Source organism: Micromonospora sp. DT48 (assembly GCF_049844495.1).
Classification (GTDB): domain Bacteria; phylum Actinomycetota; class Actinomycetes; order Mycobacteriales; family Micromonosporaceae; genus Micromonospora.
The window spans coordinates 99,167-112,849 of sequence record NZ_JBNCLE010000018.1 but is presented as its reverse complement, the minus strand read 5'-3'; the positions used below and the strand labels follow the sequence as shown (position 1 = coordinate 112,849).

10 protein-coding genes are annotated in these 13,683 nt (G+C 72.1%); 4 read left to right on the top strand and 6 right to left on the bottom strand.

The annotated features are described in order from the left end of the window. Positions 1-45: 45 nt before the first annotated feature. A complete protein-coding gene (locus ACLQ2S_RS21470) occupies positions 46-2,130 on the bottom strand; it encodes a cellulase family glycosylhydrolase (protein WP_425702478.1) in 2,085 nt (694 codons plus the stop codon). Between the two features lie 348 nt (positions 2,131-2,478). Here ACLQ2S_RS21470 and ACLQ2S_RS21465 point away from each other — a divergent pair, with 348 nt between their 5' ends. Further along, a complete protein-coding gene (locus ACLQ2S_RS21465) occupies positions 2,479-3,627 on the top strand; it encodes an FUSC family protein (RefSeq protein WP_309223799.1) in 1,149 nt (382 codons plus the stop codon). Positions 3,628-3,640: 13 nt separating this feature from the next. Here the strand turns inward: ACLQ2S_RS21465 and ACLQ2S_RS21460 are convergent, their stop codons facing one another. The 4 genes from ACLQ2S_RS21460 to ACLQ2S_RS21445 all read right to left on the bottom strand — a co-directional run bounded on the left by ACLQ2S_RS21460 (position 3,641) and on the right by ACLQ2S_RS21445 (position 8,747). After that, positions 3,641-4,168: a hypothetical protein gene (locus ACLQ2S_RS21460; protein ID WP_309223798.1), complete on the bottom strand. Its 528-nt coding sequence runs from the start codon at positions 4,166-4,168 to the stop codon at positions 3,641-3,643. Between the two features lie 26 nt (positions 4,169-4,194). After that, complete coding sequence (locus ACLQ2S_RS21455) at positions 4,195-4,710, bottom strand: hypothetical protein (protein WP_425702476.1); 516 nt, start codon at positions 4,708-4,710, stop codon at positions 4,195-4,197. 159 nt (positions 4,711-4,869) lie between these two features. Continuing rightward, positions 4,870-7,698 (bottom strand): AAA family ATPase, encoded by a 2,829-nt coding sequence (locus tag ACLQ2S_RS21450; protein ID WP_425702474.1) that lies wholly within the window; start codon positions 7,696-7,698, stop codon positions 4,870-4,872. 80 nt (positions 7,699-7,778) lie between these two features. Next, entirely contained in the window at positions 7,779-8,747 is a 969-nt protein-coding gene (locus ACLQ2S_RS21445; protein WP_425702472.1) for an AraC family transcriptional regulator, read from the bottom strand. A 313-nt stretch (positions 8,748-9,060) separates the two neighbouring features. On the opposite strand from ACLQ2S_RS21445, the gene ACLQ2S_RS21440 reads away from it, so the two are divergent. Further along, positions 9,061-9,720, top strand: a complete 660-nt coding sequence (locus tag ACLQ2S_RS21440; RefSeq protein ID WP_425702470.1) for a hypothetical protein — start codon at positions 9,061-9,063, stop codon at positions 9,718-9,720. A 171-nt stretch (positions 9,721-9,891) separates the two neighbouring features. Here ACLQ2S_RS21440 and ACLQ2S_RS21435 read toward each other — a convergent pair whose 3' ends face one another. Then, the gene (locus ACLQ2S_RS21435; protein WP_155221629.1) at positions 9,892-11,532 is read right to left on the bottom strand and encodes a hypothetical protein; all 1,641 of its coding nucleotides are present in this window, start codon (positions 11,530-11,532) and stop codon (positions 9,892-9,894) included. 289 nt (positions 11,533-11,821) lie between these two features. Here ACLQ2S_RS21435 and ACLQ2S_RS21430 point away from each other — a divergent pair, with 289 nt between their 5' ends. After that, a complete protein-coding gene (locus tag ACLQ2S_RS21430) occupies positions 11,822-12,655 on the top strand; it encodes an ABC transporter ATP-binding protein (protein ID WP_425702467.1) in 834 nt (277 codons plus the stop codon). A 40-nt stretch (positions 12,656-12,695) separates the two neighbouring features. Further along, entirely contained in the window at positions 12,696-13,682 is a 987-nt protein-coding gene (locus tag ACLQ2S_RS21425; protein ID WP_425702465.1) for an ABC transporter substrate-binding protein, read from the top strand. The last annotated feature ends 1 nt before the right edge of the window (position 13,683 follow it).

The following is a 13,683-nucleotide window of genomic DNA, read 5'->3' as shown; positions in this document are numbered from 1 at the left end:
TGCGCGCCACCGGCCACTCAGGCGGTGGCCGGTGGCGCGGGCGGGTCAGCCGGTGACCCCGGTGACGTTGCTGCCGGATCGGGTGACGGTGTAGGTCACCTGCGCCCCGCTCCAGAAGTGGAAGGTGAGCGTGACCGGCGCGCCGTCGCGTACCTCGCCGAAGAAGGTCTCGGTCAGGGTGATCCGATCAGCGGGGTAATCGGGGGCGAAGGCCACGTCGAACTCCTTGAACGACGTCCAGTCGTGCGGCCCGGCGTTGCTGCCGTCGGCGTACCGGGCCTCCATGGTGGCGAGTTGGTCACCACGGAACTGGGTCGGGATGGCGAAGGCGCTGGTCGACCCGGTGGCGTTGGACAGCACCGGAGTGTCGTAGGTGATCACGTCGATCCGCCAGGGCACGCCGGCCGAGAAGCGGGCCTGCAGGCTGGCGTTGACACCGTACGACCGGTCGCCGACCAGTCGGGTCAGTGCGCTCGCGGTGAGGGTGAGCTGATTGCCGGAGATCGTGTAGTCGGTGCCCTGCGTCAGGTCGGTGGTGCCCTGGCGCAATCCGGAGAAGGTGGTGCCGTTCAGGTTGAGGGTCAGCGACTTGGCGGTGATCGAGCCGGTACGCGGCACGTACACCTGGTCGGACGACGCGGTGCCGGAACGGGTCGTCCAGCTCGACCGGATCTGGCCCCACAGCTCCGGGTCCCGCCACTGGAAGGCGACCCGGTCGAAGTGCTGGCCGTTGTCCCACAGCTGGGTGGTGAGCTGCTTGGTGCGCGCGTAGTGGCCGAGGAACTCGAAGAACTTGAGCTTCTCGCCCTGCTGGATGGTGCCGGTGTGCCGATCGAAGCCGAGCAGCCCGTACTCGCCGATGACGACCGGGATGCCCCGGGTCACGAAGGCGTTGTGCGCCCGGTCGAACGCGTCGATCAGATCCTGTTGGGTGGTGGCGTCGAAGCGGGTGCCACCGGCGACGTTCACGCTGAACGGCCAGTAGCCGTAGAAGTGCACGGTGGCGATCAGGTTGCGGTCGTCGAGCTGGTTGATCGTCGTGGTCAGCTCGTTGATGCGGGCCTGCTCGGAGGAGGTGTGCAGGGTCGGCAGCACCAGCATCCGGGTGGCGTTGTTGCCGCCGGAGGCGCGTACGATCCGGTGGAAGTTGACGTTCAGTTCGTGGAGCAGCTGCGCGTTCTGGGCGTCGCCGGAGCTGTTGGCGAACTGGGGCTCGTTGACGCTCTCGAAGTGCAGCTTCGGCGAGTGGTCCCGGAACGCGGCGGCGATCTGGGTCCAGAGCGCGTTGTAGCGGTCGAGCACCGTGGTCCGGTTCGTCGGCATCTCGTTGATCCACTGCCACGAGTCGTGGTGCAGGTTGATCATGACGTAGAAGCCGTCGTCCAGCGCCCAACCGACCACCTCCTTGACGCGGTTGAGCCAGGCCGCGTCGATGGTGTACGACGGCGCGGGCCCGTGGTGGTTGCTCCAGGTCACCGGGATCCGGATGCTGTTGAAGCCCTGGGCGCGGATGGCGTCGAGCTGCGCCTCGGTGACGCGCGGGTTGCCCCACGCGGTCTCGTCCGCGCCGATCGCGTCGAAGGTGTTGCCGAGGTTCCACCCCGGCTGCATGGCGGCCACGTACGCCATCGGGTCGTCGGCTGGCGGCGGGGTGGTCGGTGGCGGCGGGCTGCTCGGCGGCGGGGTGGTGTCGACGCTGCCGGTGCAGGTGACGCCGTTGAGCGCGAACGTGGTCGGCGCGGTGTTGCTGCCGGACCAGGACCCGTTGAAGCCGAACGACACGGACTGGTTGGTGCCCAGTGCGGCGTTGTAGCCGACGTTGCGGGCGGTGACGTCGTCACCGGAGGAGGTGACCGTGGCGTTCCAGGCTTGGGTGACCCGTTGCCCCGAGGGGAACGTCCAGGTCAGTTGCCAGCCGTCGAGCGGGTCGCCGAGGTTGGTCAGGTCGACGTTGGCGGTGAACCCGCCCGGCCACTCGCTGGGGGCGGAGTACACCACCCGGCATCCGGCCGCCGCGTGGGCGGCTCCGGCGTTGATCAGCCCGACGCCGGCGAGTAGTGCGGCGACGCTGCTGGCGACCAGGCCGAATCGCCAACGTGTCCTGCGTAGTGTGCCCTTCAGCCCAGCCATGACGCTCCTCGCATGGTGATGGTGTCGACGGGTGGCTGGCCGGGCGTCGCCGGGCCACCGGAAACATCCGGCCGGCTCGCACAATAAGTTTGGATCCACAACTTTGTCAATCGACGAAACGCGATGCTTGGGGCCTCTGCCCAGGTGGCGGCAAGTGTTCTCGCGGTGAGTCGATCGTGCCTTCGTGCCGATGCCGGGATCCGGGCCGTGGATCGGGACGGTGCCGGCCGGCGGAGGCAATGGTGCCCCGAGTGCGAATGAGCGCAGCCCGGCGGGGTAGTCGGCGGCGTGGCGGCGGTGCGGGACAGCGCGGACCGGGCAGGTCATGCGGCCGGTCGGGTCAGGGCCGTGGTCGCCACGGCGGTCCATCGCCTCAGCCGGCGGATCGGCTGGCGCGAGCGACGCCGGAGCCTGGAGCTGTACGCCATCCTCGCCGTGCAGGCGGGGGTGGCCGCCGCCCTGGCCTGGACGCTGGCACACGAACTGCTCGGTCACCCGTCGCCGGTGTTCGCCCCCAGCGCCGCCGTCGGCACGATCGCCGCCGCGATCGGCCGGCGTACCCGACGGACCGTGGAACTGCTGATCGGTGTGCTGGCCGGGCTCCTGGTGGGTGACGTCCTCATCATGATCATCGGCACCGGTCCGTGGCAGATCGGCACCGTGGTCACGATCGCCATCCTGCTCGCACTGACCATGACCCGGGGTGGGCAGGTGGTCACCCAGGCCGGTGGTACGGCGGTGCTGATCGCCACCCTCGCGCCGATCCAGCGCGGACTGGAACTGCCCCGGATCACCGACGCGATGATCGGGGCGATCTCCGCCGTGGTGGTGGTGGCCGTGCTGCCGGCCAACCCGTTGCGGATCATCCAGCGGGCGGCCCGCCCGCTCTTCGCCGCCCTGATCGAGCAACTGCACAACGCCGCCGACGGCATGTCCAGCGGCGACGGCGCGATGGTGGCCCGAGCCCGGGACGGGCTGTCCCACCTCGGCCCGCAACTCTCACTGCTCAACGACGCGGTCTCCGGTGCGCAGGAGGCGGTGGCGGTGTCACCGGCCCGCTGGCACCGGCGAGCCGAGTTCGAGCACTACCAACGCGGTACCCGCTACATCGACCTGGCGGTCCGGGGCGGCCAGGAGATGCTGCGCCGGGCGGCCACCGCGGTGCACGACAAGGAGCCGGTGCCGGCCGGGTTGGCGGCGGCGGTGCACTACTTCGGCGACGCGCTCGCCCTGTTGCAGGTCGAGGTGGAGAGCAGGCAGCACCCGAGCCGGTCCGAGCAGCTGATCCTCAAGGCGGTCGACCGCGCCGCCGAGGCGTACGACGAGGGGGTCGGCTTCTCCGGCAGCGTGGTGGTGGCCCAGATCCGTACCGTCGCCACCGACCTGCTGCGCAGCCTCGGCTGTCACGACGACGAGGCGGTCGCCGCCGTCCGGCAACGCTTCGAACGGCGGCGTGACGAGGTGGGTCGGCGCACGGACGAACGGCGGGCGGCGTGAGCGGCCCGCCGCCTCACAGCCGACCGGCGACGGTGCGCGCCAGCTCGGTCAGCGGCTTCTGGTACTTCGCCGGGTCGTCCAGCCGGATCAGCCGGATGGCCACCCAGACCCCGGCGGCGTTGACGAAGACCGCGCCCTCCTCCAGGTACGCCTCGTCGCCGATCCCGGACAACGTCTCGAACTCGTGCGCCAGATCGCGGTCGATGTCGAGGATCTTCTTGGCCCCGTCGCCCACGTAGACCTCCACCTGCGCCAGCGGGCCCGACGGCGGCCCGGTGTACGTGCAGGTGTCGCGTACCGCCACCGGCTCCTCCAGCGCGGTGCCGGCCAACTTCTCGGCGTCCGCCCTGGGTACCAGCGCACAGGCGTCGACCTGCGGTGCCGCAGCCGGTGGGTCGACGACCTCGGGGCCCTCGGTGGGCGGTGCCGCCTCCACCACCTCGGTGGTCGGCGGTGGCGCGGCTGCGGGTTCGGCACCGCCACCGCAGCCGGCCAGAACGGCGACGGCGGCGGCCGTCGCGGCGAACCTGAGGTACCTCACGGTCGTCTCCTCGTAGGCGCGGCGTCTCACCGGGGCAGGGCGTCGAGCAGTCGGCGCAGCGCCTGCTCGTACCCGTCGGGCTGGGCGCCGAGGCGCTCGAAGCCGCTCAGCGTCACGGTGAAGCTGCCCGCGCCGGCCACCAGCACGGCCTCCGCACCGATGTCCTTGACGGCCAGGTAGCCCTTCCCGGCGTCGAGGTCCGTCACCGTCTGGTAGATCTGCGCGGCCTGCTCGCGCTGGTAGTCGTAGGTCATCTCACCGGCCACCTGGGAGGCGGTCGTCACGGACAGCACCGCCACCCCCGCGCCGTCGCCGAAGCCGCAGTTGCCGGTGTCGACCATCGACTGGCCGACCAGTTCCGAGATCTGGGCCGCGGTGAACGGGCAGGCCGGGGTCTCGGTGCCGCCGTCGTCGGCGGGCAGGTCCAGGTCCGCCTCGGCGTCCACGCCGGGGCCGGCTTCCGGTGGCGTGGGATCGGTGCTGTCGCAGCCGGTCAGCGTGAGCACGGCCGCGAGCACCGTGGGCAGGATCAGTCGACGCACGGTTCGGTCCCTTCTGACTCCCGGCTTCAACCGGGCCGGGCTGCTCGACCAGGTCCGGCCCGGCGTCGGTGGGCGGTCACCGTGACGGGGCTCGGCTGCCTGCCGCGAGCCGGTGCCGGTGCACCCCCGCAGCCGGTACGCCGGGGTGACGACTCGACGCTACGACCGCGGGGCCGTGGAGGAATCCGGCGTTTCCCTAGCCTTTGGCCGCGCACCCGCCGTCGACGTGGCGGGACGGACCCGATCATCGGATCCACCGACCCGCGCCAGCGCGGCTCCCAGTTCAGCCCGCCGGGAGATGCCCAGTTTCCGGTAGACCCGGGACAGGTTCGTCTCGACGGTCTTCGGACTGACGAACAACTCGTCGGCGATGGCCCGGCTGGTCCGTCCCTGCGCGGCGAGCCGGGCCACCCGCTCCTCCGTGGCGGTGAGGTCCGAGGGCGCGGGCGGACGCCCGCCGAGCCGGGCGGCCTCGGCCCGGGCCCGGGTGGCGAACATCGCCGCGCCCAGGGCGTCGAACTCGGCCGCTGCGGTGGTCAACGCCTCCCGGGCCGGGCGCTTACGGCGCGACCGGCGGTGCACCATGCCCTCGACGAGCAGGCATCTGGCCCGGTCCAACGGCAGCACCTCCGGCGGTACGGCGGCTCGGGCGGCGGCGAGGTCGGCCAGGGCGGCCGACGGGTCGACACCGCCGGCACTGTCGAGCAGGGCGCGGCTACGCGCCAGGCCCAGCAGCGTCCACGGGCGGGGAAACCGCCGGTGGCGCTCCGCCAGCCGACCCAGGGCGTCGCGGGCCGTCGCCAGGTCACCGGCGCCCACGCAGGCCTCGATCCAGTCGGGCTCGAACCGCTGCGCCAGCGGCTCGGCCAGGCCCACCCGGTCGACCGCCGCGGCGAGCCGGCCGTACCCGGTCGCGGCGTCGGCCAGGCGACCCGCGCAGAGCGCCACGAACGCGTCCAGTTGCAGGTGGATGCGCCGACACCAGTCGTCGTCGAGCTGCTCGCCGAGCCGCAGCCCGGTCTCGGCCACCTGCTGTGCCGCGTCGAGCCGGCCCCGCAGCGCGTCGAGCAGCCCGGCCAGCCAGATCTCTGCGGTCGCCTCGGTGCCCAGCAGCTCGCCGAGCTCCCGGGCCGCCGCGATGTGTCGCTCGGCGGTCGACCACCGCCCCGCGAGCAGCTCGGTCTCGCCGAGATGTTTGAGCAGCTCGTACTGGGAGGGTTCGTCTCCCCGAGTCGTCGCCAGGTTCAGCAGCCTGCCCAGCCGCTGCCGGGCCCGCGCCGGGTCGTCGATCGACCTCCACCAGATCGCCGGGATCGTGCCGGCCAACCACGAGGGCTCCGGCCCCTCCATCCCCAGCGCCCGGTCGAGCAGCTCGACTCGGGGCGGTTCACCGGCGCGTACCTCGTTGAAGAACAGGTGCAGCAGCGCCGCGGCGAGCAGCGCGCGGTCCCCACCGGGACCGGTGAGCAGGGCGATGGCCGCTTCGGCGTGGGCCCGCGCCGGATCCGGCAGGTCGACGAAGAGGGCCAGGTGCGCGTGGATCCGGCCGGCCAGCGGGGAGTCGGGGCGGGTCGCCGCCAACGCCCGACCGGCCGCCTCGACCGCGGTGCCGCCGGACTCGTCGGCGCTCCACGCCACCACGGCGCGTAGCAGCAGCGCCTCCGCGCGGATGTCACCGTCGAAGTCGGCGGCCACCGCCTCGGCGGCGACGCGTGCTCCCGGGTGGTCGCCGCAACCGAACCGACACCGCGCCGCCGCCAGCAGCCGGTGGCCCCGGCTCGCCTCGTCGTCGGCCGGGGTGAGCCGCGCCGCCGACTCGTACAGGTTCGCGGCGGCGCCCGGCGCACCCCGCGCGTGCTGCCGGGCGGCGGCCGCGGCGAGCGCGTCGGCCACCACCGCATCCGTCGTGGTGGTGCACAGCGCCAGGTGCCGGACCCGTTCGTCCGGGTCGGCGACCACACCGGCCAGCCGGCGGTGCAGACCACGCCGTACCCCGGGCGGGATGCCGGCGCGGACCGCGGTCGCGTAGACCGGGTGGGCGAAGTCCACGCGTAGCGCACCGACCGTGAGCAGCCCGGCCTCCTCGGCGGCGTCGAACGCGTCGGGGGAGATCCCCGCCGCGACCAGGTCACGCAACAGCGGTACGCCGAGCAGGGCGGCCAGTCGCACGGCCTCCCGGCAGCGGGCCGGCAACCCGGCGAGCACCTCGCCGAGGAGTTGGTGCATGGACGAGGCCACCGGCAGGTCCTGGGTCGGCTCCGGTGGCTGTGGCAGCCGCTGCACCGCGCGGGCCACCTCGATGGCGACCAGCGGGTTGCCGTCGGCCTCCCGGGCGATCCGGGCCAGCAGTGAGCGGCCCAGGGCGGTGCCGACCCGTTCCCTCAGCAGATGGAGCAGGGCACCCACGCCCAGCGGGGCCAACGGCAGCCGGGTCAGCTGGTGTGGGCCGGTGTCGAGCCCGAGCGGCGCGATCGGCGGCGTCGACGTGGTGTCGGTCCGGCAGCTGACCAACACGGACAGCCCGGGGCCGACCCGGCGCAGGGCGAATCGCAGCGCCCGTTCGCTCGGCCGGTCCAGCCAGGGCGAGTCGTCCACGGCGATCAGCACCGGTCGGCCGGCGGTGCGTGCCATCTCCAACAGCGACCGGGTGGCGGCGCCGACCACCCTTTCGTCGACGGTCTCGTCGCTGTCCCGGGTGAGCAGCACCACCTCGGCCGCGACGCGTTGCGGGCGCGGCAGGTCCACCACCAGATCCGCCAGCGGGCTGAGCAGGTCGGCGAGGGCGGCGAAGGGCAGCTCGGCCTCGCCTTCGGTCGGTGCGCAGGTCAGCACCGACCAGTCGGCGTTCGTCGCCTCGGTGACCAGTTCTCGTAGCAGCGTCGTCTTGCCGATGCCGGCGGGGCCCTCCAACAGCACCGGCCCCGGCGCGCGCAGTGCGCGCCAGGCCTGGTCGAGCACCCCGTCCCGGCCGACGAGCGTACGCCGCATGGGGCGATTCTGGCACCGGTGTCAGCGGGCGGCCATCGGGCGGACGGTGGTGCGCCACCGGCGGTCGGTCAGGATGATCGTCAGGCGTGCAGGGTGCGGCTGGGCGGATATCCGTAGGTGGCGTGGTAGTGCGCGGTGAACCGGCTGTGGCTGAGGAACCCCCACCGTGAGGCGATCGCCGAGACGGTCTCCTCACGCGGGTCGGCCTGCATCAGCTCGCGGTGGGCCCGATCGAGGCGGACCCGACGCAGGTGCGCCATCGGGGTGGTGTCGAGGTGCCGGCGGAAGGCCAGTTGCAGGGTGCGCAGCGAGACCTGGGCCGCTGCGGCGATGTCGGCGGCACCGATGTCGCGGTCGGCGTACTCCTCGATGAAGGCGGTCGCCCGGCGCAGCGTCGCGGTGGTCGTGGCGCGGGCGTCGGTGATGCTCGGCCAGCCCGAGGTGGTGTTGGGGAAGACCGCGAGGGCCGAGGCCGCCAGCATCCGGGCGGCGTTGGCGATGACCAGCGGCTCGCGGTACGCGTACGGGTTGCTCAGCACGACGTGGTTCAGATAGCCGGTGGTGTGCCGCCACAGTCGGGCCAGCGCCGGTGAGACCGGTGCCAGGCCGGTGAACTGGATGCCCTTCGCCCGGTCGGCGGAGGCACCGCCGGTGACCCGGTCCAGGATGGACAGGTTGAGCAGGCAGGTGGTGACCTTGCCCGGCAGCCAGCGCAGCGCGCAGGGCACGCCGGGAAGGGTGACCAGGAAGACCTCCCCGGGCCCGAACCGGCCGTCCCCGTCGGCGCTGAAGCGGCCGATGCGTCCGTGGACGACCTCGCAGATCACCAGGGCGGTCGGCGGTCCGACATCGATGTCGAGCCGGGTGGACTGGTCCATCGTGTCCAGCCAGAACGAGCCGGCGTCGACCCGGTGGTGCCGGAACCGGTACGGCGTGTCGGCGGCTGCGCGGACGGTGAAACCGGTGCGGTAGGCGGTCGCCAGGAAGTCGTGGACCGTCTCCGGATCGCAGCTGTCGAACCGGTTGACGTTCGGAACCTTCGTCTTCACTACGTCTCCATCGACCTGGACGGAGTGCGCTTCGCTGCGCCGGGACGAGGCCCGGACGTGGTGGATCCGGAGAGCGGTAGTCAGGATTCCCATCGATGGTATCCACAAAGGAAGGACTCCCATGAAGGTTTCGTGACAAAGCGTCCCGTCGATGGGATCTCGCTCGTTCCCCTGTCAGGGGAGTTTCGTTTTCGGGCTAGCGTGCGCGCTCCGGCGTGCGCGCGCCGCGCTAGCGGTCGACCGTCCGTGGCCGTGATCATGCGAAGGGTGTCGAACGAGAGGTAGCTGATCGACTAACGGATGAAGGGATGGGGTGTTGGAGACCAAGGATCCGACTGACATCGTCCGACTGGCGACGGCTGAGGCGCTCCGGCGGATCGCCGGAGAGACACTCCTGACCGGCATCGTGGGATCCCGCATGTCCGCCCTGGGCGGCAGCCTGCGGGACGTGCTGCGCTGTGCGTTGGTGGCACAGCGAGTGGCCGCGCCGACACGGCTGATCACGTTCTGTCGCGACCTGGCCCTGGGGCCCGACGCCTTCGACCTGTTGGGGCACCACGTGCTGGGTGCGCTGGTCGGTTACCGTCCCGGACCGGACGCCCTGGTCCGGGTGGGCGGGGCGCTCGGGTTGGCCCGCCGGGAGCTGTTCGCCCACCGGTCCGCCGCGCCGGGCGACCCGCCTCGGGCCGCCCCTCGGGTCGGCAGGCGCAACAGTGCCGCCATTCGTTACCGCTCCACCAAGCCACCGGAGCACCTACCCGCACCGCCGAGTTGGACGTGTACCGGCTGCGGGCAGGAATGGCCCTGCGCGGTCAAGCAGAGCCAACTGCTCGCGGAGTTCGGCGGAGCCCGCGCCGCGCTCGCGGTCTACCTGGGCTCGTGTCTGCTCGCCGCAGCCCGGGACCTACCCGGCCTGCCGCTGGCCCGCGCGCGCAACCGCTTCCTCGGATGGCTGCCACGGCGGCCCTTCTGAGCGGGCCCGCCCGCCGGTGTTGAACCGGCGGCGGGCCCGGCACGTGCGGTCGGACCGGGTGCCTCGGCTCGCTCCGGCGGGCTGGTGCACCCGCCCGGGTGGGCCGGTGCACCAGCCCGCGCGGGTGGGCCGGTGCACCGGCCCGGGTGGGCCTGGTCAGACAGGGCCCGATCAGTTGGCCGCCGGCTCGGGTGCCCGGTCGGTGTCGTTCCCGGCTGCTGCCGCCGCGTCGTCCTGGTCGGACTGCTGGTCGGCCGGCTGGCCGGCGAACCAGTTGATACCGCCCGGCCCCCCGGCCGCCACCGCCGCCGCCGCGCGGGCCACCGGATCCATCAGCGGGCGTGAACCGTGCTCCAGACCGGCACCGAGTTCGCTCGAGCCGGGCCGAGGCTGACCCGACTGGCCAACTGCACCGTTGCGGTCCGACCCGCCCCGGTCGGCGTCCGCGTTCTCGGCCTGCCCATCGACGGTCGAGGCCGGGTCGTCACCGCCGTGGCCGGCGCGGCCAGACACCATCGGGTACTCCGCGGTCTCGCCACCACCGGCTGCGGCGGCCATGACGGCCGCGGCGGCCAGGTCGGCGACCCGCTTCGCCTCGCGCTGCACCCGGGCCCGGGTCTCCTTGGCGTGCCGCTCGGCGGCCTCGGCCGCCCGGCGCACCTCGTCCAGTCGCTGGCTCTCCGCCACCAGTTCCCGGCTGGTCTCCTCCAGCAACTGCCGCAGCCGGGTCAGGTCGGCCTCGGTGGCGTCCTTGGTCTGGCGGGCCTCGTCGAGCTGCTGCTCGGCCTCGTCCAGCTGCTCGTGCAACTGGGCCAGTGCCTGACGTTGCTCACCGACCTCCAACTGGACGGCGTGCAGCTGCTCCTCGGCTGCCGCGGCCTGCTCGTCGCTGAGCCTGCGGACCTCGGCCGCCTGCTCGTCGGCGCGCTTGCGGATCTCCGCTGAGTACTGCTGGGCGTCGGCGATCATCGAGCTGACCCGCTGTTCGGCGGCGGCCCGCTGGGCGGCCAGCTCCCGCTCGACGGCGGCGCGCTGCTCGGCCAGGTCCTCCTCGGCGGCGGCCCGTCGCTCGGCCATCTCCTCCTCGGCCGTGGCCCGCCACTGCGCCAGCTCCTGCTGGCTCTTCGACCGGGTGGCCTGGATCTCCTGGTGGATCTGGGTACGCGCCGAACTGGTCAACGCCTCGGCCGCCGAGCGGGCCTGTTCGATCTGCTGTCGGCACTGTTCGCCGATCCGCTGCGCCTCCTGTTGGGCGCGCTCGTGTGCGGCCTCCCCGTCGGCGCGCAGCTTGTCGGCCCGTTCCCGGGCCTCGGCCAGCTCCGCGTCGGCCGCCGCGCGCAGCTCCTCGTACTTCTTCTCGTGCTCGGCCCGCCGGGCGGCCAGTTCCTCTTCGAGGTCGGCCAGCGCCTTGACGGTGCGCTCCCGCGCGTTGGCGAGCGTCTTCTCCGCCTCCGCCTGGAGTTTCGTGGCCCGCTGCGTGTGTGTGTCGATGATCGCCGCAGCCTGCTTCTCGGCCAGGTCAAGAATCTGGCCGACCATCGGGCCCACATCCTGGAAGCTGGCCTTGTCCACTTGCGCCGGTCGCTGTCGCAGCTCGGCGATCTCGCTCTGGACCGCCTGGAGTTTCCCGGTCAGCTCCCGTACGTGTGCCGCCGCCCGGTCCCGTTCCGCCGACAGCGCGGCGATCCGGCCTTCGACCTGTTCGACGTAACGCTCGACCTGTCGTTTCTCGAACCCACGTAGGGTGACCTCGAAGTTCGGCCGCGAGGCCAGGTCGTCGCGGACTGCGAACGGCTCCTCGCCGATGGACATGCCCCATCCTCCGGTGGATCGGTAAATGCCACGCCGGTAGGCCGGCGGCGGATGACGCGCAACGTTACCGCTGCTCCGGCTGCCCTGTCCTCCCACCCTGGTACGGATTTCACGTCGCCGGGCCGGTGGGCCCGTCTCGTCCCGTGTCCGATCGGGCAAGGGGATCCGCGCCGTGAGTGGGGAAGTACGTAGCGCGACGGATCGATCCTGTTCACCGGGCCACGCCGTGTGGGCGAAGTGAAGCCGACCCGCGTCTTGACAGGTACTTAGGTTAGGTTAACCTAACCGCATGTCGAGCGTACTGACGTTGAACGACGCTGAGCAGAGCCTACGCGGTGTTGACCTGTGCCTGGGCTACCACGGCACGACTGTGGTGCACGGCGCAGCGATCACCCTGCGCCCCGGCGCGGTTACCGCTCTCGTCGGTCCCAACGGCAGCGGCAAGTCGACCCTGCTGCGGGCGTTGGCCCGGCTGCACCCGCTCGCCAGCGGCAGCGTCCTCTTCGCCGACGGCATCGCCGCCTCGGGGCTGCCCGCCAAGGAGTACGCCCGCCGGGTCACCCTGCTCGCCCAGAGTCGGCCCATCCCCAACGGCGTCACCGTGCGCGACGTCGTCGGCTACGGCCGCCACCCCTACCGGGGCCGGTGGCGCGCGGACGACCCGGACGGCCCGGCCGCCATCGCCCGCGCGATGGAGGTCACCGGTGTCAGCGCGATGGCCGACCGGCCGGTGGACGAACTCTCCGGTGGCGAACTCCAACGGGTCTGGTTGGCCACCTGCCTGGCCCAGGACACCCCGGTGCTGCTGCTCGACGAGCCCACCACCTTCCTCGACCTGCGGTATCAGATCGGCATCCTCGACCTGATGCGTGACCTCGCCGACGACCACGGCGTCGCGGTCGGCGTCGTGCTGCACGACCTCAACCAGGCCGCCGCGGTGGCCGACGAGGTGGTCCTGCTGCACGGCGGACAGGTCCGCGCCACCGGCACTCCCGCCGAGGTCTTCACCGAACACGACCTGACCGAGACCTACGGCATCCGCATCGAGGTCAGCACCGACCCGCTCAGCGGGCTGGTGACGACCCGCCCCGTGGGCCGCCACCTGGCCCGAATCCCGGTCTGAGCCCAGACCGGTCACGACTCACCACCCGAGAAAGAACATCATGTCCCGTACCCGTGTTACCGCCCTGCTGGCTGCCGCCACCATCGTGCTGGCCGCCTGCGGCACCACCGAAAACACCAACGAGCCCGAGGCCACCGGTTCCGCTCCCGCCGCCGGCGGCCCGGTCACCGTCGTCGACAGCCGGGGCAAGGAGATCAAGCTCGACGCCCCCGCGACCAAGGTCGTCGGCCTTGAGTGGGGCGAGGTCGAGATGCTGGTCAGCCTCGGCGTCATGCCGGTCGGGGTGGCCGACCCTAAGGGGTACGCGACGTGGGTGAGCGCCGCCAAGCTCGACGAGGGCGTCAAGGACGTGGGCACGCGCGGTGAGCCGAGCGTCGACTCCATCGTGGCGCTGGAACCCGACCTCGTGGTGATGGAGGACGACCGCGGCGCCAACGTGATCAGCCAGTTGGAGAAGTACGTTCCGGTCGTCGTCACCAAGGGCAGTGACGCCTCGGACAACCTCGGTCGGATGCGGTCGGACCTCAACATGATCGCCGCCGCGGTCGGCAAGACCGCCGAGGCGGAGAAGCTGCTCGCCGACTTCGACGCGGCGATCGCCGACGGCAAGAAGAAGATCGCCGACGCCGGTGCCGCCGGCAAGCCGTTCGCCATCGCCGACGGCTGGAAGGAAGGCAGCACGGTCAGCATCCGGATGTTCGGTGAGGGCGCCCTGGTCTCCCAGATCGGCATCCAGTTGGGGCTCACCAACGCCTGGAAGGGCGAGACCGACCCGGCCTGGGGCCTGGGCCAGACCGACGTCGAGGGTCTGACCGGTCTGACCGACCCCGACCTGCACTTCTTCTACAACGCCTCGGACGGCGCGGACGTCTTCGCCGACGGCCTGAACAGCAACGCCATCTGGAAGTCGCTGCCCTTCGTCAAGCAGGGCAACCTGCACCGGATGCCCGACGGAATCTGGACCTTCGGCGGGCCGCTCTCCGGTAAGCAGTACATCGACCAGTTCGTCAACACCTACGCGGTGTGAC